We start from the raw sequence: 23,091 nt of genomic DNA on the forward strand, positions 1-23,091 counted from the left end.
CGTGGCGGTCACTCCGTGACGGTGCAGTGCTCGCCCATGAGCGGGCGGACCTCGAGCCATTCGTGGATCGGCCTGCCGCCGGCCCCGGGGGCGGCCGACAGTTCACCGGCGACCTCCAGGGCCCGTTCGTAGCTGTCGACGTCGATGACCGTCCACCCGGCGATGAGGTCCTTGGTCTCGGCGAAGGGGCCGTCGGTGACCGGCGGGCGGCCCTCGCCGTCGTAGCGCACGAACGTGCCCTCGGGGGCGAGCGCCTGGCCGTCGACGAATTCGCCGGTGTCGCGCAGGCGGTCGGCGAAGTCGTTCATGTACCGCACGTGGGCGGAGATCTCCTGCGGGGTCCAGTGCTCCATGGGCACGTCGTTCACCGGGGCCGGGGCGCCTCGGTAGTGCTTGAGCAGCAGGTACTTGGCCATGGCGGTTCTCCTCCGTGCGGTGTGCGGCCCATTGTGGCCGCGTTCGCGCCGGGGACGTGGCCGGACGCGGGTTCTCGACATCGCCGTCCGGTGGCCGAATCGCCTCTTGTGCGCGGGGCGGCACGGTTCGCATAATCCAGCCATGGTTTTGACCTGACCATGTCAGGAGGATGAGCGATTCTTTGCGTGCGCCGCATGGATTGACATGCGCACGCCAGTGCAGGGCGACCCCCCACGGAGGGCAGCACCATGAAGAAGCTCCTCACCGCACTCAGAAGATGCGCCGTCGTCGGCGCGGCCGCGCTGGCGATCGCCGGCCTCCAGCCCGTGTCGGGCGCGCAGGCGGCCCCCGCGCCCGTAGTCGGCGGGACCCGCGCCGCACAGGGCGAGTTCCCGTTCATGGTCCGGCTCTCCATGGGCTGCGGCGGGGCGCTCTACACCCAGCAGATCGTGCTCACCGCCGCCCACTGCGTCGGCCGGACCGGCGCCGACACGGGCATCACCGCGACCGCCGGCGTCGTGGACCTTCAGTCCACCGCCGGCCGGGTCCAGGTCAGGTCCGCCTACGTCTACCGCGCCCCTGGCTACAACGGCAACGGCAAGGACTGGGCGCTCATCAAACTCGCCTCGCCGATCACGAACCAGGCCACTCTGAAGACCGCCACCACCACGCAGTACAACACCGGCGCCTTCACCATCGCCGGGTGGGGCTCCGCGTCCGAGGGAGGCGCCCAGCAGCGCTATCTCCTCAAGGCCTCCGTGCCCTTCGTGAGCGACGCGACCTGCCGTTCCTACCGGGGATACGGCGGGCTCGTGGCGAGCGACGAGATCTGCGCCGGGTACGCGGCCGGCGGCACCGACACCTGCCAGGGCGACTCGGGCGGCCCGATGTTCCGCCGCGACGACGCCGGCGCCTGGATCCAGGTCGGCATCGTGAGCTGGGGCATCGGCTGCGCGCGGGCCAACGCCCCCGGCGTCTACACCGAGGTGTCCACCTTCGCCTCCGCGATCGCCTCGGCGGCCGCCACGCTCTGACCCGCACCCCGGCGCCGGGCCGCGACGTCCCACCGGCACACGTCCGGCAGACCCCCCACGGGATCCACGGGCCCGGCGCCGCCGCACCCCGCGGCGCCGGGCCCGTACCCGTGCCGCGGGTGGGGATGGGGGGGTGGGGCCCCGGTCAGAACCCCCCGCCGAAGTCCCCGCCGCCCCCGCCGCCGAAGTCCCCGCCTCCTCCGTCGCCGAAGCCGCCCCCGAAGTCGCCGGGGTCGAAGTCCGCGCCGGAGACGTCGCCGCCGTCGTAGCCGCCGCCGAAGTCCCCGTAACCGGCGCCGTATCCGGCCGCGTACGAGGGGGTGGCCATCATCGAGCCGAGCATCGTGCCGACGAGGAGGCCGGGCAGGATGCCGCCGCCGAAGTAGCCGCCCGCCCAGGGACCGTAGGCGGGACCCGCCTCCCAGTACGGGCGGCGGCCGTAGTCGCTGTCGACCTCGCGGATCACGGGGTCGCGGCCGTCGGCCAGCCGGGTCGCGTCCGCCGCGCAGACCGGGACCTCGCGGGTGGCCCCGCCCGGCGGCGTCCAGGTGGCGTCGGCGGCCGAGGGGCCGTGGCGGGGATCGAAGAAGCAGGGCGGACGGCGCTCGGGCAGCGGCCTGCCCTCCCGGCGGGCCGCCAGCGACGCCAGACAGAACCGGCCGTCCTCCAGCGCCTCGGTGACGGCCCGGACGTCCTGCGGTCTGCCCGCCGCCGCCATGGCCGCCTTCGCCCGCTCGTAGGCGTCCAGGGCGCGTTCGTAGTCGGCCCGCATCGCGTCGTCGGCGCCCGCCTCGGCCGGATGGAAGTCGAGGCGGTCGAGTTCCTCGCCGAAGGCGGTGATGTCCTCGTCCACGACGACCCGCAGCCGGTCGAGCGCCGCCCGCTGCTCCTCGGCCCGGCGCCGGCGGCCCCGCCGCACCAGCGTGTACGCGCCCGCCCCGCCGGCCGCCAGGACCGCGCCCGCGACGATCAGCCCGGAGGACGAGATGCCCCCGCCGCCCGGGGAGCCCCAGCTCGCGGGGGCGGAACCGCCCATGCGGGTGAGGGCGCGGTCGGTGAAGTCGGTCAGCTGGGTCGCGGCGTCCCCCTCGCCGTCGACGCTGCCCACCAGGTTGCGCACGGCCGTCCGCGGCAGGACCGAGGAGTCGGCGCGGGCGTCGAAGCGGTCGCCCAGACGGATCGCGTACAGACCGGTCACGCCGGTCGCGGTGCGCAGGTCGCTGAAGAGTCCGGCCGTCGGGTAGCCGGCCGGGAGGACGGCGATGAACAGCGGTTTGTCGGCGTCCTCGATCCGCCGCTCCAGGGCGCGCTCCTGCGCCGGGGACAGCTGCCCGGCCGCCTCGGGGTCGACGTAGACCGGATCGCGGCGCAGGGAGTCGGCGATCGTCGAGACGCCCGTGGCGGCGGCGGCCCTCGGGGCGCCCGCCCCCCACACGGTCCACACCGTGAGGGCGGCGAGCACCAGCGCGAACAGCGCGCCGGTGAGGGCTCGGGCCCGACGGGCCGAGAACACGGCCTTCATCCTTCGACGCTACCGCGAACCCTCACCGGGCGGGCGCCGGCCGCCTTCCGACGTCACTGCGCCGGGTCCACGCCCGCCCGCAGCAGTCCGTACGTGTACGCGTCCTCCAGGGCCTGCCACGAGGCGGCGATGACGTTCTCCGCCACGCCCACCGTGGCCCACTCCCCCGTGCCGTCGGTCGTGGAGATCAGCACGCGGGTGGTGGACTGGGTGCCGTGGACGCCCTCCAGGATGCGGACCTTGTAGTCCACCAGGTCGAGCTTGGCCAGCTGGGGGTAGATCTTCTCCAGGGCCACCCGCAGGGCGCGGTCGAGGGCGTTGACCGGTCCGTTGCCCTCGGCCGTCGCGACGATGCGCTCGGCCTTGGCCCAGAGCTTCACGGTGGCCTCGTTGGCGTGGGTGCCGTCGGGGCGGTCCTCGACGATGGCGCGCCAGGACTCGACGTCGAAGTACTTCAGCGGCCGGCCCTCGACCTCGGCGCGCAGCAGGAGTTCGAAGGAGGCGTCGGCCGCCTCGTAGGTGTAGCCGCGCAGCTCGCGCTCCTTGACCCGCTCCACGACCCGGCCGACCAGCTCGCGGTCGCCGCCGAGGTCGACGCCGAGTTCCTTGCCCTTCAGCTCGATGGAGGCCCGGCCCGCCATGTCGGAGACCAGCATGCGCATGGTGTTGCCGACCTGCTCGGGGTCGATGTGCTGGTAGAGGTCGGGGTCGACCTTGATCGCCGAGGCGTGCAGCCCGGCCTTGTGGGCGAACGCCGAGACGCCCACGTAGGGCTGGTGGGTGGATGGGGTGAGGTTGACGACCTCGGCGATGGCGTGCGAGATGCGGGTCATCTCCCGCAGGCGGCCCTCGGGCAGCACCTTCTTGCCGTACTTCAGCTCCAGGGCGGCGACCACCGGGAACAGGTTGGCGTTGCCGACGCGTTCGCCGTAGCCGTTCGCCGTGCACTGGACGTGGGTCGCGCCCGCGTCCACCGCGGCGAGGGTGTTGGCCACCGCGCAGCCGGTGTCGTCCTGGGCGTGGATGCCGAGCCGGGCGCCCGTGTCGGCGAGCACGGTCGAGACCACGGCCTGGATCTGCGCCGGGAGCATCCCTCCGTTGGTGTCGCACAGGATGACGACGTCCGCGCCGGCCTCGGCGGCGGCCCGGACGACCGCCTTCGCGTACTCGGGGTTGGCGCGGTACCCGTCGAAGAAGTGCTCGCAGTCGACGAAGACCCTGCGGCCCTCGCCCTTGAGGAAGGAGACCGTGTCGCTCACCATGGCCAGGTTCTCGTCCAGGGTGGTGCGCAGCGCCAGTTCGACGTGCCGGTCGTGGGACTTCGCCACCAGGGTGATCACTCCGGCGCCCGACTCCAGCAGCGCTCTGACCTGCGGGTCCTCCGCGGCCTTCGCACCGGCCCGGCGGGTCGCGCCGAAGGCGACCAGCTGGGCGTGCCGGAAGGCGATCTCCTCCTGCGCGCGGGCGAAGAACTCGGTGTCGCGGGGGTTGGCGCCGGGCCAGCCGCCCTCGATGAAGCCCACGCCGAAGTCGTCCAGGTGCCGGGCGATGGCCAGCTTGTCGGCGACCGTGAGGTTGATGCCCTCCCGCTGCGCGCCGTCGCGCAGGGTGGTGTCGAAGACGTGGAAGGAATCGTCGAGTTCGCTCGGTGCGGTCATGGTCTGAAGGCTCCTGTGTCGGATCTCGGTCGTTACCGGAATGACCGGCTCCACCGTCCCCCCATGGTCCCGCGCGCGCTCGCTCCCGGCTGTGGGTGGGCCAGAAAAGCGAAAAACCCCTCGCGGGTGCGAGAGGTCTGCGCGCGGGTCGAGGACGACGGTGGCCGCTCGTACCTGGTCGTACGGAGCGGTCACTGCGGACCGGCGCGCCTGCTGCCAATAATCATGGCGAACGAGAGCACGGGGGCAGTTTTGCACAGACCGTCCTCGTGCTCACGGGGTGTCTCAGGATGCGAACAGCGCGTTCTCAGACGTCGGTGAGCAGGCTCCCGGCGAGGAACTCCCCGACGTGTGCGAGGACCTGTGCGCGGTCCGTGCCGCGCAGGCCGACGGCGACGTGGATGGAGAACCCGTCGAGCAGGGCCCGCAGCCGGGCCGCGAACCGGTCGGGGTCCACCCGCCGGAACTCTCCGCGGGAGGTCCCCTCCGCGAGCAGGGCGACCAGGTCGCGGTGCCAGGCGCCCTCGATGGCCGCCTGGCGGTCGCGCGCGTCCGTGTCGTCCGCGGCGTTCTGCGAGCGGTTCCAGACCTCCAGCCAGAGCGTCCAGTGCGGGTCGCGGGGGCCGTCGGGGACGTACAGACCGACGTAGGCGTCGAGGCGCTCGCGGGCGGGCGCGGCGCGGGCCAGCAGCCGGGCGCGCTCGGCGCCGAGCCGGCCCTCGCTCCACTCCAGGGTGCGCAGCAGGAGTTCGTCCTTGGAGTGGAAGTAGTAGAGGAGATGGCCGCTGCTCATGCCGACCCGGCGGCCGAGCGCCGCCATGGTGAGCTTCTCCAGACCGCGTTCGGCGATCATCCCCATGGCGGCGGCGAGGACCTCCTCGCGGGGCGGGGCGTTCCTGCGTGCCCGTGCCGCTGCGGCCATGTCCCCGCTCCCCTGCTCTCGCTGCTCGCGTGCTCTCGTGCTCGCCCGTCGTCGGCCGGGGGTCAGACCCTCGGCTGCTGCTGGGTGACGCAGTGGATGCCACCGCCGCCGGAGAAGATCGTACGGGCGTCGACCAGTGTCACCGTCCGCCGCGGGAACAGCCGCCGGAAGACGTCCGCGGCGAGTTCGTCGCGCGGGTCGTCGAATCCGCAGAGCACCACGCCGCCGTTGCAGAGGTAGTGGTTGATGTACGACCAGTCGGCCCAGTGGCCGTCGGCCTCCAGCACGGTCGGGGCGGCGACCTCGACGACCTCCAGCCGGCGACCGCGCGCGTCGGTCTGCGCCCGCAGCAGTGCGACGGCCTCGCGGGTCACCTCGTGGTCGGGGTGCGCCGGGTCCGGCTGGCTGTGGGCGACGACGACTCCGGGGCGGGCGAAGGCGGCGACGATGTCCACATGGCCGAGGGTGCCGTAGCCGTGCGGGGGGTAGTCGGCGGTGAGGCCGCGCGGGAGCCAGATCGCCTTGCGGGTGCCGAGCATGGCGTGTATCTCCGCCTCGGCCTCCTCCCGCGTCCATCCCGGATTGCGTTCGGGGCCGAGCTGCACGGTCTCCGTCAGCAGGACCGTGCCCTCGCCGTCGACGTGGATCGCGCCGCCCTCGTTGACCAGCGGCGAGGCGTACGTCCGGGCTCCCGCGAGGTCCGCCACGTGCGCGGCGATCTTCGCGTCGTGCTCCCAGCGGGCCCAGGGCTGAGCGCCCCAGCCGTTGAACGTCCAGTCGACGGCGGCCAGTTCACGGCCGTTCGTGAGGAACGTGGGGCCGATGTCGCGCATCCAGGCGTCGTCGAGGTCGCGTTCGACCGTCTCCACGCCCGGGCCGAGGAGGGCGCGGGCCCCCGCCGACTGTCCGGGGCCGCACACCACGGTGACCGGCTCGAAGCGGCGGATCGCGCGGGCGACCCGGGCCCAGGCGGCGCGGGCGGCGGCCAGGCCGTCGGGGTCGTCGAAGGTGGGGTTGGGGCCCGGCCACGCCATCCAGGTGCGTTCGTGCGGGGCCCACTCGGCGGGCATGCGGAAGCCGTCGGCGGCTGCCTTGCTCATGGGACGGTCCTTGGTCGGTGGGGCGTCAGAGGAAGTAGAGGCGGTTGAGGGACACGGACTCGGCCGGTTCGGAGCGCAGCGGCTCGCCGTCGAGGGTGACCAGGCCGGTGCGCCCGTCGACGTCGACGGTTCCGGTGCGCGAGTTCAGGCGCAGGTCGGCGGGGCCGATGCCGCGGGTGCCGTGCACGGCGACCCGGCGGCGGCGGGTGGGCATCGAGTCGTTCCCCTGATCGAGGGCGGCCCGGGCGACGAAGGCGACGGAGAGGTCGGCGGGGGTGGCGCCGTACGCCCCGAACTGCGGCCCGAGGACGAGGGGTTCGCAGGTGTCGGTGGCCGCGTTCGGGTCGCCGGTCACCCCGTAGGCGGGGAAGCCGGACTTCAGCACGAGTTGCGGCTTGGCGCCGAAGAACTCGGGGCGCCACAGCACGATGTCGGCGAGCTTGCCGACCTCCAGGGAGCCGACCTCGTGCGACAGCCCGTGGGCGATGGCGGGGTTGACGGTCAGCTTGGCGATGTAGCGCAGGACGCGCTCGTTGTCGTGGTCGTCGTGCGGGGCGCCGAACTCGGCCTTCATCTTGCCGGCCATCGCGAAGGTGCGGCGCACGGTCTCGCCCGCGCGGCCCATGCCCTGCGCGTCGGACGAGGTGATGCCGATCGCGCCCAGGTCGTGCAGCACGTCCTCGGCGCCCATCGTCCCGGCGCGGATGCGGTCGCGGGCCATGGCGGCGTCGCCCGGCAGGTCGGTCTTGAGGTCGTGGACGGCGACGATCATCCCGTAGTGCTCGGCGACGGCGTCCCGGCCGAAGGGCAGGGTCGGGTTGGTGGAGGAGCCGATGACGTTCGGCACGCCCGCCATCTTCAGCACGTTGGGCACATGGCCGCCGCCGCAGCCCTCGATGTGGAAGGCGTGGATCGTGCGGCCCTCCAGGACGCTCAGGGTGTCCTCGACCGAGAGGCACTCGTTCAGCCCGTCGCTGTGCAGGGCGACCTGGACGTCGTGCTCCTCGGCGACGCGCAGCGCCGTGTCCAGCGCCCGGGTGTGGGCGCCCATGTCCTCGTGCACCTTGAAGCCCGAGGCGCCGCCCTCGGCCAGCGCCTCGGTCAGCGGGGCGTCGTGCGAGGACGAACCGCGGGCGAGGAAGCCGATGTTGACCGGCCAGGCGTCGAAGGCGCCGAACGCGTGCCGCAGCGCCCAGGGCGAGTTGACCCCGACGCCCCACACGGGCCCGAACTCCTGCCCGATGACCGTCGTCACGCCGGAGGCCAGCGAGGCTTCCATGACGCGCGGCGACAGCAGGTGGACGTGGGTGTCGACGGCGCCCGCGGTGGCGATGAGGCCCTCGCCCGAGACGATCGAGGTGCCGGTGCCGACGACGACGTCCACCCCGTCCAGGGTGTCGGGGTTGCCGGCGCGTCCGATCGCGTGGATGCGGCCCCGGCGGATCCCGATGGAGACCTTGCGGATCCCCAGCACCGCGTCGATCACGACGACGTTGCTGATCACGACGTCGCAGGTGTCGCGGACGGCGGCGGCCTTGAGGTGCAGGCCGTCGCGGGCGGTCTTGCCGAAGCCGGCGAGGAACTCGTCGCCGGGCTTCTGGGAGTCGGACTCGACGCGGACGACGAGGCCCGAGTCGCCGAGCCGGACGCGGTCGCCGGCGCGGGGGCCGTGGGTGGCGGCGTACTCGTGCGGGCTGAGGCGGCGGGCCTCGGCGGGGTGGCCTCCGGGGCGGCTCATCGCTCGTCCTCCCGGCCGCCCGGGGCCGCGGCGCCGAGGTAGCCGCAGGCGGCGGCGCGGGCCAGGGCCTCCTCGCGGGCGCCGGGGGCGTCCAGCGGGCCGTCGACCAGCCCGGCGAAACCGATGGCGACGCGGGCCCCGCCGATCGGTACGAGGCCGACCTCGAGCGACTCCCCCGGGCCGAACCGCACCGACGACCCCGCGGGTACCGCGAGCCGCATGCCGTAGGCCTCGGCACGCGCGAAGTCGAGGCGCGGGTTCGCCTCGAAGAAGTGGAAGTGGGAGGTGACGGAGACGGGCACGGCCGCGGTGTTGGTGACGGTGAGCCGCAGGGCCGCCCCGGGCTCGGGGTGCGCGGGCCCCGGCAGCAGCGCGCCCGGCCCGAGGCCGTCCGGTCGCCCGGTCCCCGCGCCGTCCGCCCCGACCGGGTCGCGGACGACGGCGAGCCGTGAGCCGTCGTCGAAGACGGCCTCGACGTGCACCTCGGTGACGACGTCCGCGACGCCCGGCAGGACGTCGCCGGGGCCGAGGACGGACCGGGCCCGCTCGATCGCCTCGGCGAGCCGGAGGCCGTCGCGGGCGGCCTCGCAGACGGTGTCGGCGACCAGCGCGGTCGCCTCCGGCACGTTGAGCCGCAGCCCGCGGGCCCTTCTCGCCCGGGCCAGCTCGGCGGCCCCGAAGAGCAGCAGCCGGTCCCGCTCGGTGGGGGTGAGTCGCACATGGCCTCCCTGAACGTTCTTAGAACGGCACTCTAAACGTTTCCCTCAATGATCAGAAGGCCTGACGGAAACTTTTAGAGCGCTGCTCAATAAGGAGGGCACGGCGGCGCGCGGGGGTGCGCAAACGCCGCAGGGCCGCCCGGTCCGGGGGCGGCCCTGCGGCGGCGTCGGAGGCGCCGGGGATCAGCCCAGGCGGTGCATCCAGCCGTGCTTGTCCTCGGCGGTGCCGCGCTGGATGTCCAGCAGGGCCTGCCGCAGCCGCAGGGTGACCTCGCCGGGCTCGCCGCCCGACTGCTGCCACTCGCCGCCGGTGCGCTTGACCGTGCCGACCGGGGTGATCACGGCCGCTGTGCCGCAGGCGAAGACCTCCCGCAGCGCGCCGCTCTCGGAGTCGCGCTGCCACTGGTCGACGGAGACGCGGCCCTCCTCGGCCTCGTAGCCCAGGTCGCGGGCGACGGTGAGGAGGCTGTCGCGGGTGACGCCCTCCAGGATGGAGCCGGTCAGCGAGGGCGTGACGATCTTGTTCCCGTAGACGAAGTACAGGTTCATGCCGCCGAGTTCCTCGACCCACTTGCGCTCGACCGCGTCGAGGTAGCAGACCTGGGCGCAGCCCTGTGCGGCGGCCTCGGCCTGGGCGAGCAGGGAGGCGGCGTAGTTGCCGCCGGTCTTGGCGTCGCCCATACCGCCGGGGACGGCGCGGACGTGGTCCTCGGAGACCCAGATGGAGACCGGCTTGACGCCGCCCGGGAAGTAGGCGCCGGCCGGCGAGGCGATCACGATGAAGAGGTACTCGTTGGCCGGCTTCACGCCCAGGCCCACCTCGGTCGCGATCATGAAGGGGCGCAGGTAGAGGGACTCCTCGCCGCCGTGCGCGGGCACCCAGTCCTTGTCCTGCGCGACGAGCGCGTCACAGGCCTCGATGAACGTCTCGACCGGCAGTTCCGGCATGGCCAGGCGGCGGGCGGACCGCTGGAACCGCTTGGCGTTCTGGTCCGGGCGGAAGGTGGCGACGGAGCCGTCGGGGCGGCGGTAGGCCTTCAGCCCCTCGAAGATCTCCTGCGCGTAGTGCAGGACGTTGGTGGCGGGGTCGAGGGGGATCGGCGCGTACGGAACGAGCTGACCGTCGTGCCAGCCGCGGCCCTCGGTCCACCGGATGGTCACCATGTGGTCGGTGAAGTGGCGGCCGAAGCCGGGGTTCGCCAGGATCGCCTCGCGCTCGGCGGCGGAGAGGGGGCTGGCGGAGGGCTTGAGCTCGATCGTGGGCGTCGTCATGAGTGGTTGTCCTTCACCGGTTGTGTGTGACGGGCCGCGCTCACGTCCGTACGGCCAGGGGCGTGTGCTAGGACGTCCGAGCATTGCCTGATACCGCGGCTCCGCGTTCGATTATCGCAAGCGGGGTGCACGGAGGAAAACGGCGTGCGTGCGACCCGGGGTCGATGGTGACACCCGGCAGGACATACGAGAAGCCGCCGGGTGCGAGGTGACCCGGCGGCTTCGTGGGGTGCCCCCGCTGCGGGAGCGGGAGTCGTGCGGTGCGCCGGGTCAGCCGGCTACTCGTGCGGAGAGCGCGTCGCCGATCTCGGAGGTGCTGCGGGCGGGCAGCGCGCCGCGCTCGGCCAGGTCGGCGGAGACGGCGTCCTCGATGCGGACCGCCTCGGCGTCGTGGCCGAGGTGGCGCAGCAGCAGGGCGACGGACAGCACCGTGGCGGTGGGGTCGGCCTTGCCCTGGCCCGCGATGTCCGGGGCCGAGCCGTGCACGGGCTCGAACATGGACGGGAACTCGCCGGAGGGGTTGATGTTCCCGCTCGCGGCGACGCCGATGCCGCCGGAGACGGCCGCGGCGAGGTCGGTGATGATGTCGCCGAAGAGGTTGTCGGTGACGATGACGTCGAACCGGCCGGGGTCGGTGACCAGGTAGATCGTCGCGGCGTCCACGTGGATGTAGTCCGTGGTGACGTCGGGGAACTCCTGGGCGACCCGGTTGAAGACGTTCGTCCACAGGTGGCCGGCGAAGGCCAGCACGTTGTTCTTGTGGACCAGCGTGAGCTTCTTGCGGGGGCGGGCCTGGGCGCGGGCGAAGGCGTCGCGGACCACGCGCTCGACACCGAAGGCCGTGTTCACGGAGACCTCGGTGGCGACCTCGTGCGGGGTGCCCTTGCGGATCGTGCCGCCGTTGCCGGTGTACGGCCCCTCGGTGCCCTCGCGGACCACGACGAAGTCGATCTCGGGCTGGCCGGCCAGCGGGGTGGCCACGCCGGGCAGCAGCTTCGAGGGCCGCAGGTTGACGTGGTGGTCGAAGAGGAAGCGCAGCTTGAGCAGGAAGCCCCGCTCCAGGACGCCGGAGGGCACGCTCGGGTCGCCGATCGCGCCGAGCAGGATGGCGTCGTGCCGCCTGAGCGCCTCGGCGTCGGCGTCGGTGAGGGTCTCACCGGTGGCGTGGTAGCGCCGGGCGCCGAAGTCGTACTCCTTGGTCTCCAGCTTCACGTCCTGCGGGAGGACGGCGGAGAGGACCTTGAGACCTTCGGCCACGACCTCCTGGCCGATGCCGTCACCGGGGATCACTGCGAGATTGAGGCTGCGAGACATACGGGAACCCTACTCCTCGTCCCATGGGATGACACGGACCGTCCGTCATGCGGACAGCATGTCGTGGGCGGGCGCGGGGTGCGCGGGGCGGCGCGGGGCCCGGCGTCCCGTGCGGTCGCCCGCGCCCACCCCTGTCCGACGGCCTGGGCTCAGTGGCCGGTCTCGCCGCCGTTGTCGCGGCGGTCGAGCGCGCGCTGGAGGGCGGCGGCTGCGTTCTTGCGGTCGGACTCGGTGCTGCGGGAGACGTGGCGGACTCGGCGGCGGACGGTCGTCTCGGCCATGGGAAATCGACTCCTTCTAGTTCCAGGGAGTGCGGAAGGGTTGCGAGACACCGGAAGGGGCGGGGAGCGGACCGCAGGGGTTGCCTGCACGGGGCCCGGCTCACGACCGCCGTTCGCTTGATCGAGCGAGACGTTCGGCTCCTACAAAACTAAGGGAGGAGCGCGCGCCTGTCTCCACAGTTACTCGGACTTCCTACTATCTGAGACGGAGACGGGTCATCTAACCGCTAAAAGTGCGTTGACTGGTTAGATGTGCTCGTGGTGCACTCGTGCCATGACCTTCCCAGCGCACCGTCAGGTCCGTCACCGCACCACCACCGTCCGCGGCCACGAGGTGTACTACCGGGAGGCGGGGCCCGCCGACGCGCCGGTCCTGCTGCTTCTGCACGGCTTCCCGAGCAGCTCGCACATGTTCCGCGACCTGATCCCGCTGCTGGCCGACCGCTACCGCGTCGTCGCCCCCGACCACCTCGGCTTCGGCCGCTCGGCGACGCCGGCCGCCTCGGAGTTCCGCTACCGCTTCGCCGAGCTGGCCGAGATCACCGACGCGTTCACCCGGCGGCTGGGCCTCGACCGGTACGCCCTCTACATCCAGGACTACGGCGCCCCCATCGGCCTGCGCCTGGCCCTCTCGCACCCGGAGCGGGTGACGGCGATCGTCACGCAGAACGGCAACGCCTACGAGGAGGGGCTGGGCGAGGAGGCCTGGGCGCCGGTACGGGCGCTGATCGAGCGGCGCACCCCGGAAACCGAGGCGGCCGTCCGGGAGATCAGCAGCCCGGAGGGCGTCAGGTGGCAGTACCTGCACGGCGTCCCCGAGGACCTGCGGGACCTCGTCGGCCCGGACGCCTACGAGCACGACGCGGCCCTCATGGCGCGGCCGGGTCAGGCGGAGATCCAGCTCGACCTGATCGCCGACTACGGCTCCAACTTCGCGCTGTACCCGGCCTTCCAGGAGTACTTCCGCACCAGCGGGGTCCCGCTGCTGGCGGTCTGGGGCGCGGGCGACGAGATCTTCGTCCCGGCGGGCGCGCTCGCGTACCGGCGCGACCTGCCGAAGGCCGAGGTGCATCTGCTGCCCACCGGCCACTTCGCCCTGGAGACGCACGCGGGGCAGATCGCCGCCCTCATGCGGGACTTCCTCGGCCGCGTCCTCTGAACGCGAACGCGAAGGGCCGGGCGGATCCCGCCCGGCCCTTCGCGTCACCCGGCCGCACCGGCCGGGCCGCTGGCGTCAGCCCATGTGCGGGTAGGTGTAGTCGGTCGGCGCGACCAGGGTCTCCTTGATGGCGCGGGTCAGGGTCCAGCGCATCAGGTTCTGCGGGGCGCCCGCCTTGTCGTTGGTGCCGGAGGCGCGGCCGCCGCCGAAGGGCTGCTGGCCGACGACGGCGCCGGTGGACTTGTCGTTGATGTAGAAGTTGCCGGCCGCGTAGCGCAGCTTCTCCATCGTGTACGCGGCCGCGGCACGGTCGCCCGAGATGACCGAGCCGGTCAGCGCGTAGTCCGACACCGACTCCATCTGCGTCAGCATGGCGTCGTACTGGTCGTCCTCGTAGACGTGCACGGCGAGGAACGGGCCGAAGTACTCGGTCGTGAAGACCTCGTTGGCCGGGTCCGTGCACTCGACGACGGTCGGGCGCACGAAGTAGCCGACGGAGTCGTCGTACGTGCCGCCCGCGACGACCGTGCAGGACGGGTCCGCCTTGGCGCGGTCGATGGCCGCCTTGTTCTTGGCGAAGGACCGCTCGTCGATGACCGCGCCGATGAAGTTCGACAGGTCGGCGACGTCGCCCATGGTCAGCTGGTCGACCTCGGCCGCGAACTCCTCCTTGAAGCCGGAGTTCCAGATCGACGCCGGGATGTAGGCCCGGGAGGTCGCGCTGCACTTCTGGCCCTGGTACTCGAAGGCGCCGCGGGTGAGGGCGGTCTTGAGCACCGCGCGGTCGGCGCTCGGGTGCGCGACGACGAAGTCCTTGCCGCCGGTCTCGCCGACCAGCCGCGGGTAGGAGCGGTACTTCTCGATGTTGGCGCCGACCGTCTTCCACAGGTACTGGAACGTCCTGGTGGAGCCGGTGAAGTGGATGCCGGCGAGGTCGCGGTGGTTCAGGGCGACCTCGGACACCTCAAGGCCGTCGCCGGTGACCAGGTTGATGACGCCCTTGGGCAGCCCGGCCTCCTCCAGCAGCCGCATCAGGAGCACGGCGGCGTGCGTCTGCGTCGGCGACGGCTTCCACACGACGACGTTGCCCATCAGCGCGGGCGCCGTCGGCAGGTTGCCCGCGATCGCCGTGAAGTTGAACGGCGTGATCGCGTAGACGAAGCCCTCCAGCGGGCGGTGGTCGAGACGGTTCCAGACGCCCGGGGAGTTGGCCGGGGGCTGCTCGGCGAGGATCTGGCGGGCGTAGGCGACGTTGAAGCGCCAGAAGTCGACCAGTTCGCAGGGACAGTCGATCTCCGCCTGCTGCGCGGTCTTCGACTGGCCGAGCATGGTCGACGCGGCGAGCGTCTCGCGCCAGGGGCCGGAGAGCAGTTCGGCGGCGCGCAGGATGATCGCCGCGCGGTCGTCGAAGGACATCGCGCGCCAGGCGGGCGCGGCGGCGAGGGCCGCGTCGATCGCGTCCTGGGCGTCCTGGCGGGTGGCGTTGGCGTAGGTGCCGAGGCGGGCCTTGTGGTTGTGCGGCTGCACGACGTCGAACCGCTCTCCGCCGCCCATCCGCCGCTCGCCGCCGATGGTGCAGGGCAGGTCGACCGGGTTGTCGGCCAGCTCCTTGAGCTTGGCCTCCAGCCGGGCGCGCTCCGGGGAGCCGGGGGCGTAGCCGTGCACCGGCTCGTTGACGGGGGTGGGGACCTGGGTCACAGCGTCCATGAGTTCCGTAACTCCTTACTGAGCGGTGTTGCGAGCGGGATGGCGAGCGGGGGCGGGGCTCAGCCCTTGCTGACCATCGAGCGGAGGAAGAACCGCAGGTTGGCGGGCTTCTCGGCCAGACGGCGCATGAAGTAGCCGTACCAGTCGGTGCCGTAGGCGGTGTAGACGCGCATGCGGTGGCCCTCGGCGGCCAGGCGCAGGTGCTCGTCGCCCCTGATGCCGTACAGCATCTGGAACTCGTACTCGTCGGGCTTGCGGCCGGCCCGGCGGGCCAGTTCCTGCGCGATGGAGATCAGGCGCGGGTCGTGGGACCCGATCATGGGGTATCCCTCGCCCTCCATCAGGATGCGCAGGACCCGGACGTACGCCTTGTCGATCTCGTGCTTCTGCTGGTACGCGACCTCCGCGGGCTCCTTGTACGCGCCCTTCACGAGCCGGACCCGGCTGCCGCTCGCGGCGAGGCGGCGGGCGTCGGCCTCGGTACGGAAGAGATAGGCCTGGATGACGCAGCCGGTCTGCGGGAAGTCCTTCCGCAGCTCCTCGTGGATGGCGAACATCGAGTCGAGGGTGGTGTGGTCCTCCGCGTCCAGGGTGACGGTGGTGCCGATGGCGGCGGCGGCCTCCACCACCGGGCGGACGTTGGCGAGGGCCAGCTCGTGCCCGCCCTCCAGCGCCTGCCCGAACATCGACAGCTTGACGGACATCTCGACGCGGTCGCCGAGCGTGAGCTCCGCCAGACGGTCGATCAGCGCCAGGTAGGCGTCGCGGGCGGCGCGGGCCTCGTCGGGGGTGGTGATGTCCTCGCCGACGACGTCCATCGTCAGCTCCAGCCCCTGGGCGGTGCGCTCCTCGATGATCGGCACGATGTCGTCGACGGTCTCACCGGGGATGAAGCGGTCCACGACCTGTTTCGTCACCGGGGCCGCCGAGATCAGGCGTCGCATCCGGTCGCTGCGCGACGCGGCGAGAATCACGGGACCCAGCACGGGGCACCTCCACAAACCAGCAGATAGAACCACCGTGAAACCTAAGGATCCCTCCGATCCTGAGCCATCGACAGCTGTCACGCATCCGTGCCGCAGATCTCAGACAGATGTATGAAGCGCCCGCGGGAATGAGGGAGAATGCCCCTGTGACGGCCGATGCTGCATCCTCCTCCCACGCGGGTGACTACCAGGAGCTCGTCGACGAGATCTCGGAGCTGCTCGGCGCCCCCGCGACCCTGGAGAACCGCGACTTCGAGCTGATCGCGTTCGGGGCCTACGACAGCGACGACGAGCTGGACGCGTCCGCGCTGGACCCGGTGCGCACCCGCTCGATCCTGACCCGGCGCTCGACGGCGGCCGTGCGCACGTGGTTCGAGGGCTTCGGCATCACCCGCGCCACCGGTCCGGTCCGCATCCCGCCCACCCCGGCGGCGGGGGTCCACCGCGGGCGCGTCTGCCTGCCCGTACGGCACCGGGGGGTGGCCCTCGGCTACGTCTGGCTGCTGGACGACGACCCCGGGCCCTCGGACGCCCAGCTCGCGGCCGCGATGGAGGTGACCGCGCGGATCGGCGCCCTGCTCGCGGACGAGGCACAGCACGGCGCGGATCTCACCCGGGAGCTGCGGGCGGTGCTCACCGCCGGCCGGGGCTGGCCCCGGGACATGGCGGTGGCGGAGCTGCGCACCGCGCTCGGCGCCCGCGCGGACGCGCCGCACACGGTGGTGTGCGTGGCCCCGTGGCCGACCGCCGACCCGGACGAGGCGCCCTCGCTGCGCACCCTGCCGGGGGCGACGGCGCTGTGCACGGTGCCGTGGGCGACGACCGGTCAGTGCCTGGCGGTGCTGGTGCGGCTGCGTTCCGCGGACACCCTCACCCCGGCGACCTCCGCGGCGGCACGGCTGCTGGAGCGGGCGGCGGGGGCGGCGGCGGGGGTGGCCGCCGGGCGCTTGGGGCTGGCCGGGCTCGGGGCGGCCTGGGAGGAGGCGTCGGCATCGGCGCGGGCCGCGCTGGCCGAGCCGCGCCTCGGCCCGGTCGCGCGGTGGGCGTCCGTCGGCCCCTACCGGCTGCTGACCTCGCTGCCGCCCGAGGTCGCCCGGGATCCCGGCGTGCTGCCCCTGCTGGCGCCCGCCCAGCGGGAACTGGCCCGCACCGCCGAGGTGTACCTCGACTGCGCGGGCCAGGCCGGCCGCACGGCCGCGGAGCTGGGCATCCACCGGCAGACGCTCTACTACCGGCTGTCGCGGGTCGAGCAGTTGACGGGCCTCGACCTGGACGACGGCGAGGACCGGCTGCTGCTGCACATGACGCTGAAGGCGGCCAAACTGCCCTGACCGACCGCCCTGCCCGGCGCGCGGGGGCGGTCAGTCGCGCGGGTCGCTCGGGTCGCTCGGGTCGCCCGCCGCGCCCGCGATCACCCGCCGCAGCCCCTCGGTGAGCTGCTCCGCGTCGGTCGCCGACGGGGGGTCGAAGAGCCACTGGACCATGAGCCCGTTGAGCAGGGTCTGGTAGAAGCGGCCCTCCGAGTCGACGGTCTCCTTGTCGAGTTCGCTCTCGGCGACGCCGGTGAACATGGGGACGATGCCGGCGCGGCCCTGCTCCTGCGCCACGGCGAGCAGCGAGCGCACCTCCTGCAACCGGTCGGCGTAGAGGATGACTTCGAGGCTCAGCATCCACACCCCCCGGGCCTCGGGCATCGACCGGATGATGTTCGCCCAGACCTCCTGGAAGCGCTCCAGCGACCTCGGGGCCGACGAACTGTCGCCGCCCGTACCCCAGCCGGGGTCGAAGGTGTCGCCGAGGCCCTCGATCAGCGAGACGTAGGCCTGCACGAGCAGGGCGTCCTTCGATCCGTAGTGGTAGCCGATCGACGCGAGGTTGGTCCCCGACTCCTTGACGATGTCGCGCGCCGTCGTGCGCACGAATCCCTTGTCCAGCAGGCAGCGCCGGGCGCCTTCGAGCAGATCCTCACGGTGTCCCATGCCCGCCACCCTACTCCGGATCCATACAGCCGTCCTAGACGCATGATTTATACAATCGTTCTAGACAACCGTTTAAGACGTCCGTACAGTCATCGGCATGACGAACCCGACGAGCACCGCCACACCCCCGGCCGCCCGCGCCGGACGACGCGAATGGACCGCCCTCGGCGTGCTGATGCTGCCGCTGCTGCTGGTCTCCATGGACGTCTCCGTCCTCTACTTCGCGATCCCCGCGATCAACGCCGACCTGCACCCCAGCGGCACCCAGCAGCTGTGGATCTTCGACGTCTACGCGTTCGTCCTGGCCGGGCTGCTGATGACGATGGGCTCGCTCGGCGACCGCATCGGCCGGCGCAGGCTGCTGCTGGTCGGCGCGGCCGCCTTCGGCGCCGCCTCGCTGACCGCCGCCTACGCCGACAGCGCCGGAACGCTGATCGCCGCCCGCGCGGTGCTCGGCATCGGCGGCGCGACCCTGATGCCCTCCACGATGGCCCTGATCCGCACGATGTTCGCCGACCCCGGCCAGCGCGCGAAGGCGATCGGCCTGTGGTCCGGCGTCATGACGGGCGGCATCGCGCTCGGCTCGGTGATGAGCGGCGTCCTGGTCCAGTACTTCTGGTGGGGCTCGGTCTTCCTGGTCAACCTGCCCGCGATGGCCCTGCTGCTGGTGCTCGGCCCGGTCCTGCTGCCCGAGTCGCGCGACCCCGCCCCGGGCCGCTTCGACTGGCCGAGCGTGCTGCTGTCGATGGCCGCCGTGCTCCCCGTGATCTACGGCCTCAAGGAGATCGCCGCGCAGGGCTGGCACACCGACTACGTCGTCTCGATCACCCTGGGCCTGCTCTTCGCCGCCCTCTTCGTCCACCGCCAGCGCACGACGGCCGACCCGATGATCTCCCCCGCCCTGTTCCGCGGCATGGGCTTCGGCCCCGCCGTCGTCCTGAACCTCGTGTCGTCGTTCGGGATGCTGGGCTCGGCGTTCTTCACCACGCAGTACCTGCAGTCGGTCCTCGGCAGGAGCGCGCTGGAGGCGGCGCTGTGGGCGCTGCTGCCCTCGGTCCCGATCGGCGCGGCGGCGCCCCTGGCCGCCTTTCTGGTCCAGAAGGGCGTCGACCGGGCCCACGTCGTCACCGCGGGCTTCGTGACCGGCGCGGCCGGCTACGGCCTGCTCACCCTCGCCGGCACCGACTCGATGTGGCTCGTCCTCACCGCCTGCGGGGTTCTCGCCTCCGGGATCGTCATGGTCCTGTCCCAGATGACGGACCTGGCGCTGGGCACGGCCCCCGTAGAGCGCGCCGGCTCCGCGTCCTCACTCCTGGAGACGGGCACCGAGTTCGGCGGCGCGCTGGGCATGGCGGTCCTGGGCTCCATCGGCACCGCGATCTACCGCCACGAGATGCCGGCCTCGGCCCCGGCGGAGGCCCGCGAGACCCTCGGCGGCGCCCTGGCCACCGCCGCCCACCTGCCCGGGCGCACGGGAGACGCCCTGGCCACCGCCGCCCGCGAGGCCTTCACCCAGGGGATGCAGGGGGCGGCGATCGCGGGAGCGGTGATCCTCGCCGCGGCGGGAATCGCGGCGACGGCCACCCTGCGACGAAGCCGCGTAGCCGGCGAATAACCGCACAGCACAAAAAAACGCCGGGCGGACCGGATCACTCCGGCCCGCCCGGCGTACACATTCGCCGAGCCCGGGCAGCGTCCACCTTCAAGCCCAGGTCGGATTTCCCAGCCCGTCCGGCGTTTGAGGACAAGGCCCGTTCAGGGCCGGAGCGGGGGCCGGGGGCGGCAGCCCCCGGACCGTGCGGCGAACCTCAGACCAGGTTCACGGCACGAGCAGACGTCGCGCCGATCTCCTCCGCCACCTCCGCCAGCACAGCCGCCGGCACCGTGTCGTCGACGGTCAGCACGGCCAGCGCCTCACCGCCGGCCACCGCACGGGCGACCTGCATGCCGGCGATGTTGATCCCGGCCTCGCCGAAGACCCGGCCGACCGTGCCGACGACGCCCGGCCGGTCCTCGTACCGCAGGACGACCATGTGGTCGGCGAGCGCGAGGTCGACGTCGTACTCGCCGACCGCGACGATCTTCTGGAGGTGCTTGGGGCCGGCCAGCGTGCCGGACACCGACACCTCCTCGCCGTCCGAGAGGGTGCCGCGCACGGTGACGACGTTGCGGTGGTCGGCCGACTCCGAGCTGGTCGTCAGCCGCACCTCGACACCGCGTTCCTGCGCGAACAGCGGGGCGTTGACGTAGGACACCGTCTCGTCGACGACGTCCTCGAAGACACCCTTGAGGGCCGACAGCTCCAGCACCTTCACGTCGTGCTGGGTGATCTCGCCGTACACCTCGACGTCGAGGCGGACGGCCACCTCGCCGGCCAGCGCGGTGAAGATCCGGCCGAGGCGCTCGGCGAGCGGCAGACCGGGCTTGACGTCCTCGGCGATGACGCCGCCCTGGACGTTCACCGCGTCGGGGACCAGCTCACCGGCGAGCGCGAGGCGTACCGAGCGGGCGACGGCGATGCCGGCCTTCTCCTGTGCCTCGTCGGTGGACGCGCCGAGGTGGGGGGTGGCCACGACCTGGTCGAACTCGAACAGCGGGGAGTCCGTGCAGGGCTCCTTCGCGTACACGTCGAGTCCGGCGCCGGCGACCCGGCCCTCCTTCAGCGCCGAGTACAGCGCCTCCTCGTCGACGATCCCGCCGCGCGCGGCGTTGACGATCCGCACGCTCGGCTTGACCTTGCGCAGCGCCTCGTCGCCGATCAGGCCGACCGTCTCGGGCGTCCTGGGCAGGTGGACGGTGATGAAGTCGGAGACCTCCAGCAGCTCGTCCAGCGACAGCACCTTGACGCCCATCTGCGCGGCGCGCGCGGGCTGCACGTAGGGGTCGTAGGCGACGACCTTCATGCCGAAGCCGGACATGCGCTGCGCGACGAGCGCGCCGATACGGCCCAGGCCGACCACGCCGAGCGTCTTCTCGGCCAGCTCCACACCCGTGTACTTGCTGCGCTTCCACTCGCCGTTCTTCAGCGCCGCGTTGGCCTGCGGGATGTGGCGGGCGGTGGCCAGCAGCAGACCGCAGGCCAGCTCGGCGGCGGTCACGATGTTCGAGGTGGGGGCGTTGACGACCATCACGCCGGCCTTGGTGGAGGCCGAGACGTCGACGTTGTCCAGGCCGACGCCGGCCCGCGCGACCACCTTCAGCCTGCTCGCGGCGGCGATCGCCTCGGCGTCCACCTTGGTGGCCGAGCGGATCAGGATCGCGTCCACGTCGGCGATGGCCGGGAGCAGTTCGGCCCGGTCCGCTCCGTTGCAGTGCCGGATCTCGAAGTCCGGGCCGAGCGCGTCCACGGTGGCGGGCGACAGCTCTTCAGCGATGAGTACGACAGGTTTCGAGCTCACGTGAGTCCTCACAAGTCCAGAGCGTGCGGACGGCCGTCCCGACGGCCGCAGGCGGAGGGAGGGGCTAGCCGCGTGGAAGACGCACGACGCTGTGGGCCTGAACGCGAATGTAGGCAGCAGTGTAGTGCTGCGACGGAGGTCGCCTCATGCCTCCGTGGAAGGATCACCCGTCCGTGGCCGGACGGAATGGCCAACGGGGCCGGAGCAGTAGGCTCCGGCCCCTCGTCCCGAGGCTACGCCTCTTCGTTCACCCAGCTCATCAGCTTGCGGAGCTGCTTGCCGGTGGTCTCCAGCAGGTGCTCGGAGTCGGCGTTTTTGTACTCGTTGTACTTCTTCAGACCGCCGTGGTACTCGTCCATCCAGTTCCGGGCGAAGGTGCCGTCCTGGATCTCGGCGAGGACCTGCTTCATCTCGGCCTTGGTGGCGTCGGTGATGATGCGCGGGCCGGTGACGTAGTCGCCCCACTCGGCGGTCTCGGAGACGCTCCAGCGCATCTTCTCCAGGCCGCCCTCGTACATGAGGTCCACGATCAGCTTCAGCTCGTGCAGGCACTCGAAGTAGGCGATCTCCGGCTGGTAGCCGGCCTCGACCAGGGTCTCGAAGCCCGCCTTGACCAGCGCCGAGGTGCCACCGCACAGGACGGCCTGCTCACCGAACAGGTCGGTCTCGGTCTCCTCGGTGAAGGTCGTCTTGATGACGCCCGCGCGGGTGCCGCCGATGCCCTTGGCGTACGACAGCGCCAGCGCGAAGGCGTTGCCCGTGGCGTCCTGCTCCACCGCGGCGATGGCGGGGACGCCGCGGCCCTCCTCGTACTGGCGGCGGACCAGGTGGCCCGGGCCCTTCGGGGCGACCAGGGCGACGTCGACGCCGGCCGGGGCCTTGATGAAGCCGAAGCGCACGTTGAAGCCGTGGGCGAAGAACAGCGCGTCGCCGTCCTTCAGGTTCGGGGCGATGGACTCCTCGTAGACCTGGGCCTGGATCGGGTCCGGGATGAGGATCATGATGACGTCGGCCTCGGCGGCGGCCTCTGCCGGGGTCACCACGCGCAGGCCCTGCTCCTCGGCCTTGGCCTTGGACTTGGAGCCCTCGTGCAGACCGACCCGGACGTCGACACCGGAGTCACGCAGCGACAGGGCGTGGGCGTGGCCCTGGCTGCCGTACCCGATGACCGCGACCTTGCGGCCCTGGATGATGGACAGGTCGGCGTCGGCGTCGTAGAACAGCTCGGCCACTTTGGGTTCTCTCCTTGGGGTGCAGGTGTTGCGTCCCACCGTATGACGGCGGGCGGAAGGGAAGTCTCGGGGTCTCGGCATACGGGCGGCCGGATGACGCCGGCCGCCCGTTCCGTGTCTTAAGCCGACCGGTCGAGGGAGCGCAGGGACCGGTCCGTGATCGAACGGGCGCCACGGCCGATCGCGATCGTTCCCGACTGGACCAGTTCCTTGATGCCGTACGGCTCCAGCATCTTGAGCATGGCGGACAGCTTGTCGCTGCTGCCGGTGGCCTCGATGGTCACGGCCTCCGGGGAGACGTCGACCGTCTTGGCGCGGAAGAGCTGGACGATCTCCACGATCTGGGAGCGCGTCTCGTTGTCGGAGCGCACCTTCACCAGAACGAGTTCGCGCTGGACGGCCTGTCCCGGTTCCAGCTCGACGATCTTCAGCACCTCGACGAGCTTGTTGAGCTGCTTGGTGACCTGCTCCAGCGGGAGGGCCTCCACGCTCACCACGATCGTGATGCGGGAGATGTCGGCGTGCTCGGTGACGCCGACGGCGAGCGAGTCGATGTTGAAGCCGCGGCGCGAGAACAGGGCGGCGATCCGGGCCAGGATGCCCGGCTTGTTCTCCACCAGGACGGAGAGCGTGTGCTTGGACATGTCTTCTTT

General features: G+C 72.1%; 20 protein-coding genes. 4 read left to right on the forward strand and 16 right to left on the reverse strand.

The features are described 5' to 3' along the window. Positions 1-8: 8 nt before the first annotated feature. On the reverse strand, positions 9-416 hold the full coding sequence (locus ACGFSH_RS25635) for a YciI family protein (protein ID WP_393352576.1): 408 nt from the start codon (positions 414-416) through the stop codon (positions 9-11). Positions 417-665: 249 nt separating this feature from the next. On the opposite strand from ACGFSH_RS25635, the gene ACGFSH_RS25640 reads away from it, so the two are divergent. Next, positions 666-1,451: a serine protease gene (locus ACGFSH_RS25640; RefSeq protein ID WP_393352578.1), complete on the forward strand. Its 786-nt coding sequence runs from the start codon at positions 666-668 to the stop codon at positions 1,449-1,451. A gap of 145 nt (positions 1,452-1,596) precedes the next feature. Here the strand turns inward: ACGFSH_RS25640 and ACGFSH_RS25645 are convergent, their stop codons facing one another. The 9 genes from ACGFSH_RS25645 to ACGFSH_RS25685 form a co-directional block, all read right to left on the reverse strand. Continuing rightward, entirely contained in the window at positions 1,597-2,973 is a 1,377-nt protein-coding gene (locus tag ACGFSH_RS25645) for a hypothetical protein (RefSeq protein ID WP_393352582.1), read from the reverse strand. A 53-nt stretch (positions 2,974-3,026) separates the two neighbouring features. Then, positions 3,027-4,631, reverse strand: coding sequence for a citramalate synthase (gene cimA, locus ACGFSH_RS25650; RefSeq protein WP_393352584.1), 1,605 nt, complete (start codon positions 4,629-4,631; stop codon positions 3,027-3,029). A gap of 307 nt (positions 4,632-4,938) precedes the next feature. Then, positions 4,939-5,553, reverse strand: a complete 615-nt coding sequence (locus tag ACGFSH_RS25655; protein WP_393352587.1) for a TetR/AcrR family transcriptional regulator — start codon at positions 5,551-5,553, stop codon at positions 4,939-4,941. A 62-nt stretch (positions 5,554-5,615) separates the two neighbouring features. Next, positions 5,616-6,653: an agmatine/peptidylarginine deiminase gene (locus tag ACGFSH_RS25660; protein ID WP_393352590.1), complete on the reverse strand. Its 1,038-nt coding sequence runs from the start codon at positions 6,651-6,653 to the stop codon at positions 5,616-5,618. Positions 6,654-6,678: 25 nt separating this feature from the next. Then, on the reverse strand, positions 6,679-8,391 hold the full coding sequence (locus ACGFSH_RS25665; RefSeq protein ID WP_393352593.1) for an urease subunit alpha: 1,713 nt from the start codon (positions 8,389-8,391) through the stop codon (positions 6,679-6,681). Next, positions 8,388-9,110 carry an urease subunit gamma gene (gene ureA, locus ACGFSH_RS25670; protein WP_393352596.1) on the reverse strand — a complete coding sequence of 241 codons (723 nt, stop codon included), beginning with the start codon at positions 9,108-9,110 and terminating at the stop codon, positions 8,388-8,390. The genes ACGFSH_RS25665 and ureA overlap by 4 nt, the downstream gene beginning before the upstream one ends. A 183-nt stretch (positions 9,111-9,293) precedes the next feature. Further along, positions 9,294-10,382 (reverse strand): branched-chain amino acid aminotransferase, encoded by a 1,089-nt coding sequence (locus ACGFSH_RS25675; RefSeq protein WP_393352599.1) that lies wholly within the window; start codon positions 10,380-10,382, stop codon positions 9,294-9,296. 270 nt (positions 10,383-10,652) lie between these two features. After that, positions 10,653-11,696: a 3-isopropylmalate dehydrogenase gene (locus ACGFSH_RS25680; RefSeq protein WP_393352602.1), complete on the reverse strand. Its 1,044-nt coding sequence runs from the start codon at positions 11,694-11,696 to the stop codon at positions 10,653-10,655. A 149-nt stretch (positions 11,697-11,845) separates the two neighbouring features. After that, on the reverse strand, positions 11,846-11,977 hold the full coding sequence (locus ACGFSH_RS25685; protein ID WP_329413920.1) for a hypothetical protein: 132 nt from the start codon (positions 11,975-11,977) through the stop codon (positions 11,846-11,848). A gap of 274 nt (positions 11,978-12,251) precedes the next feature. Here ACGFSH_RS25685 and ACGFSH_RS25690 point away from each other — a divergent pair, with 274 nt between their 5' ends. After that, positions 12,252-13,136 (forward strand): alpha/beta fold hydrolase, encoded by an 885-nt coding sequence (locus ACGFSH_RS25690; protein ID WP_393352607.1) that lies wholly within the window; start codon positions 12,252-12,254, stop codon positions 13,134-13,136. 75 nt (positions 13,137-13,211) lie between these two features. Here ACGFSH_RS25690 and pruA read toward each other — a convergent pair whose 3' ends face one another. After that, positions 13,212-14,843 carry an L-glutamate gamma-semialdehyde dehydrogenase gene (pruA, locus tag ACGFSH_RS25695; RefSeq protein ID WP_393352610.1) on the reverse strand — a complete coding sequence of 544 codons (1,632 nt, stop codon included), beginning with the start codon at positions 14,841-14,843 and terminating at the stop codon, positions 13,212-13,214. A gap of 59 nt (positions 14,844-14,902) precedes the next feature. Next, the gene (locus ACGFSH_RS25700; RefSeq protein WP_393352612.1) at positions 14,903-15,829 is read right to left on the reverse strand and encodes a proline dehydrogenase family protein; all 927 of its coding nucleotides are present in this window, start codon (positions 15,827-15,829) and stop codon (positions 14,903-14,905) included. A gap of 128 nt (positions 15,830-15,957) precedes the next feature. On the opposite strand from ACGFSH_RS25700, the gene ACGFSH_RS25705 reads away from it, so the two are divergent. Continuing rightward, positions 15,958-17,160 carry a PucR family transcriptional regulator gene (locus ACGFSH_RS25705; protein WP_393352614.1) on the forward strand — a complete coding sequence of 401 codons (1,203 nt, stop codon included), beginning with the start codon at positions 15,958-15,960 and terminating at the stop codon, positions 17,158-17,160. A 30-nt stretch (positions 17,161-17,190) separates the two neighbouring features. Here ACGFSH_RS25705 and ACGFSH_RS25710 read toward each other — a convergent pair whose 3' ends face one another. Further along, positions 17,191-17,808, reverse strand: a complete 618-nt coding sequence (locus ACGFSH_RS25710) for a TetR/AcrR family transcriptional regulator (RefSeq protein WP_393352616.1) — start codon at positions 17,806-17,808, stop codon at positions 17,191-17,193. Between the two features lie 97 nt (positions 17,809-17,905). Between ACGFSH_RS25710 and ACGFSH_RS25715 the strand changes: the two genes are divergently transcribed. Beyond that, positions 17,906-19,423 carry an MFS transporter gene (locus ACGFSH_RS25715; RefSeq protein ID WP_393352618.1) on the forward strand — a complete coding sequence of 506 codons (1,518 nt, stop codon included), beginning with the start codon at positions 17,906-17,908 and terminating at the stop codon, positions 19,421-19,423. 193 nt (positions 19,424-19,616) lie between these two features. Here ACGFSH_RS25715 and serA read toward each other — a convergent pair whose 3' ends face one another. The 3 genes from serA to ilvN all read right to left on the reverse strand — a co-directional run bounded on the left by serA (position 19,617) and on the right by ilvN (position 23,082). Then, complete coding sequence (serA, locus tag ACGFSH_RS25720; RefSeq protein ID WP_393352620.1) at positions 19,617-21,206, reverse strand: phosphoglycerate dehydrogenase; 1,590 nt, start codon at positions 21,204-21,206, stop codon at positions 19,617-19,619. Between the two features lie 233 nt (positions 21,207-21,439). Further along, positions 21,440-22,438, reverse strand: a complete 999-nt coding sequence (ilvC, locus tag ACGFSH_RS25725; protein ID WP_393352622.1) for a ketol-acid reductoisomerase — start codon at positions 22,436-22,438, stop codon at positions 21,440-21,442. A 119-nt stretch (positions 22,439-22,557) separates the two neighbouring features. After that, the gene (ilvN, locus tag ACGFSH_RS25730) at positions 22,558-23,082 is read right to left on the reverse strand and encodes an acetolactate synthase small subunit (RefSeq protein WP_069770471.1); all 525 of its coding nucleotides are present in this window, start codon (positions 23,080-23,082) and stop codon (positions 22,558-22,560) included. Positions 23,083-23,091: the final 9 nt, after the last annotated feature.

Origin of the sequence: Streptomyces sp. NPDC048481 (assembly GCF_043200075.1) — a bacterium.
In the GTDB taxonomy this organism is placed as follows: domain Bacteria; phylum Actinomycetota; class Actinomycetes; order Streptomycetales; family Streptomycetaceae; genus Streptomyces.

What these genes read in the sequence shown, in the direction of transcription:
- ACGFSH_RS25635 (WP_393352576.1), bottom strand. Translation starts at nt 416, where the DNA reads ATGGCCAAGTACCTGCTGCTCAAGCACTACCGAGGCGCCCCGGCCCCG.
- ACGFSH_RS25640 (WP_393352578.1), top strand. Translation starts at nt 666, where the DNA reads ATGAAGAAGCTCCTCACCGCACTCAGAAGATGCGCCGTCGTCGGCGCG.
- ACGFSH_RS25645 (WP_393352582.1), bottom strand. Translation starts at nt 2,973, where the DNA reads ATGAAGGCCGTGTTCTCGGCCCGTCGGGCCCGAGCCCTCACCGGCGCG.
- cimA (WP_393352584.1), bottom strand. Translation starts at nt 4,631, where the DNA reads ATGACCGCACCGAGCGAACTCGACGATTCCTTCCACGTCTTCGACACC.
- ACGFSH_RS25655 (WP_393352587.1), bottom strand. Translation starts at nt 5,553, where the DNA reads ATGGCCGCAGCGGCACGGGCACGCAGGAACGCCCCGCCCCGCGAGGAG.
- ACGFSH_RS25660 (WP_393352590.1), bottom strand. Translation starts at nt 6,653, where the DNA reads ATGAGCAAGGCAGCCGCCGACGGCTTCCGCATGCCCGCCGAGTGGGCC.
- ACGFSH_RS25665 (WP_393352593.1), bottom strand. Translation starts at nt 8,391, where the DNA reads ATGAGCCGCCCCGGAGGCCACCCCGCCGAGGCCCGCCGCCTCAGCCCG.
- ACGFSH_RS25675 (WP_393352599.1), bottom strand. Translation starts at nt 10,382, where the DNA reads ATGACGACGCCCACGATCGAGCTCAAGCCCTCCGCCAGCCCCCTCTCC.
- ACGFSH_RS25680 (WP_393352602.1), bottom strand. Translation starts at nt 11,696, where the DNA reads ATGTCTCGCAGCCTCAATCTCGCAGTGATCCCCGGTGACGGCATCGGC.
- ACGFSH_RS25685 (WP_329413920.1), bottom strand. Translation starts at nt 11,977, where the DNA reads ATGGCCGAGACGACCGTCCGCCGCCGAGTCCGCCACGTCTCCCGCAGC.
- ACGFSH_RS25690 (WP_393352607.1), top strand. Translation starts at nt 12,252, where the DNA reads ATGACCTTCCCAGCGCACCGTCAGGTCCGTCACCGCACCACCACCGTC.
- pruA (WP_393352610.1), bottom strand. Translation starts at nt 14,843, where the DNA reads ATGGACGCTGTGACCCAGGTCCCCACCCCCGTCAACGAGCCGGTGCAC.
- ACGFSH_RS25705 (WP_393352614.1), top strand. Translation starts at nt 15,958, where the DNA reads ATGAGGGAGAATGCCCCTGTGACGGCCGATGCTGCATCCTCCTCCCAC.
- ACGFSH_RS25710 (WP_393352616.1), bottom strand. Translation starts at nt 17,808, where the DNA reads ATGGGACACCGTGAGGATCTGCTCGAAGGCGCCCGGCGCTGCCTGCTG.
- ACGFSH_RS25715 (WP_393352618.1), top strand. Translation starts at nt 17,906, where the DNA reads ATGACGAACCCGACGAGCACCGCCACACCCCCGGCCGCCCGCGCCGGA.
- ilvN (WP_069770471.1), bottom strand. Translation starts at nt 23,082, where the DNA reads ATGTCCAAGCACACGCTCTCCGTCCTGGTGGAGAACAAGCCGGGCATC.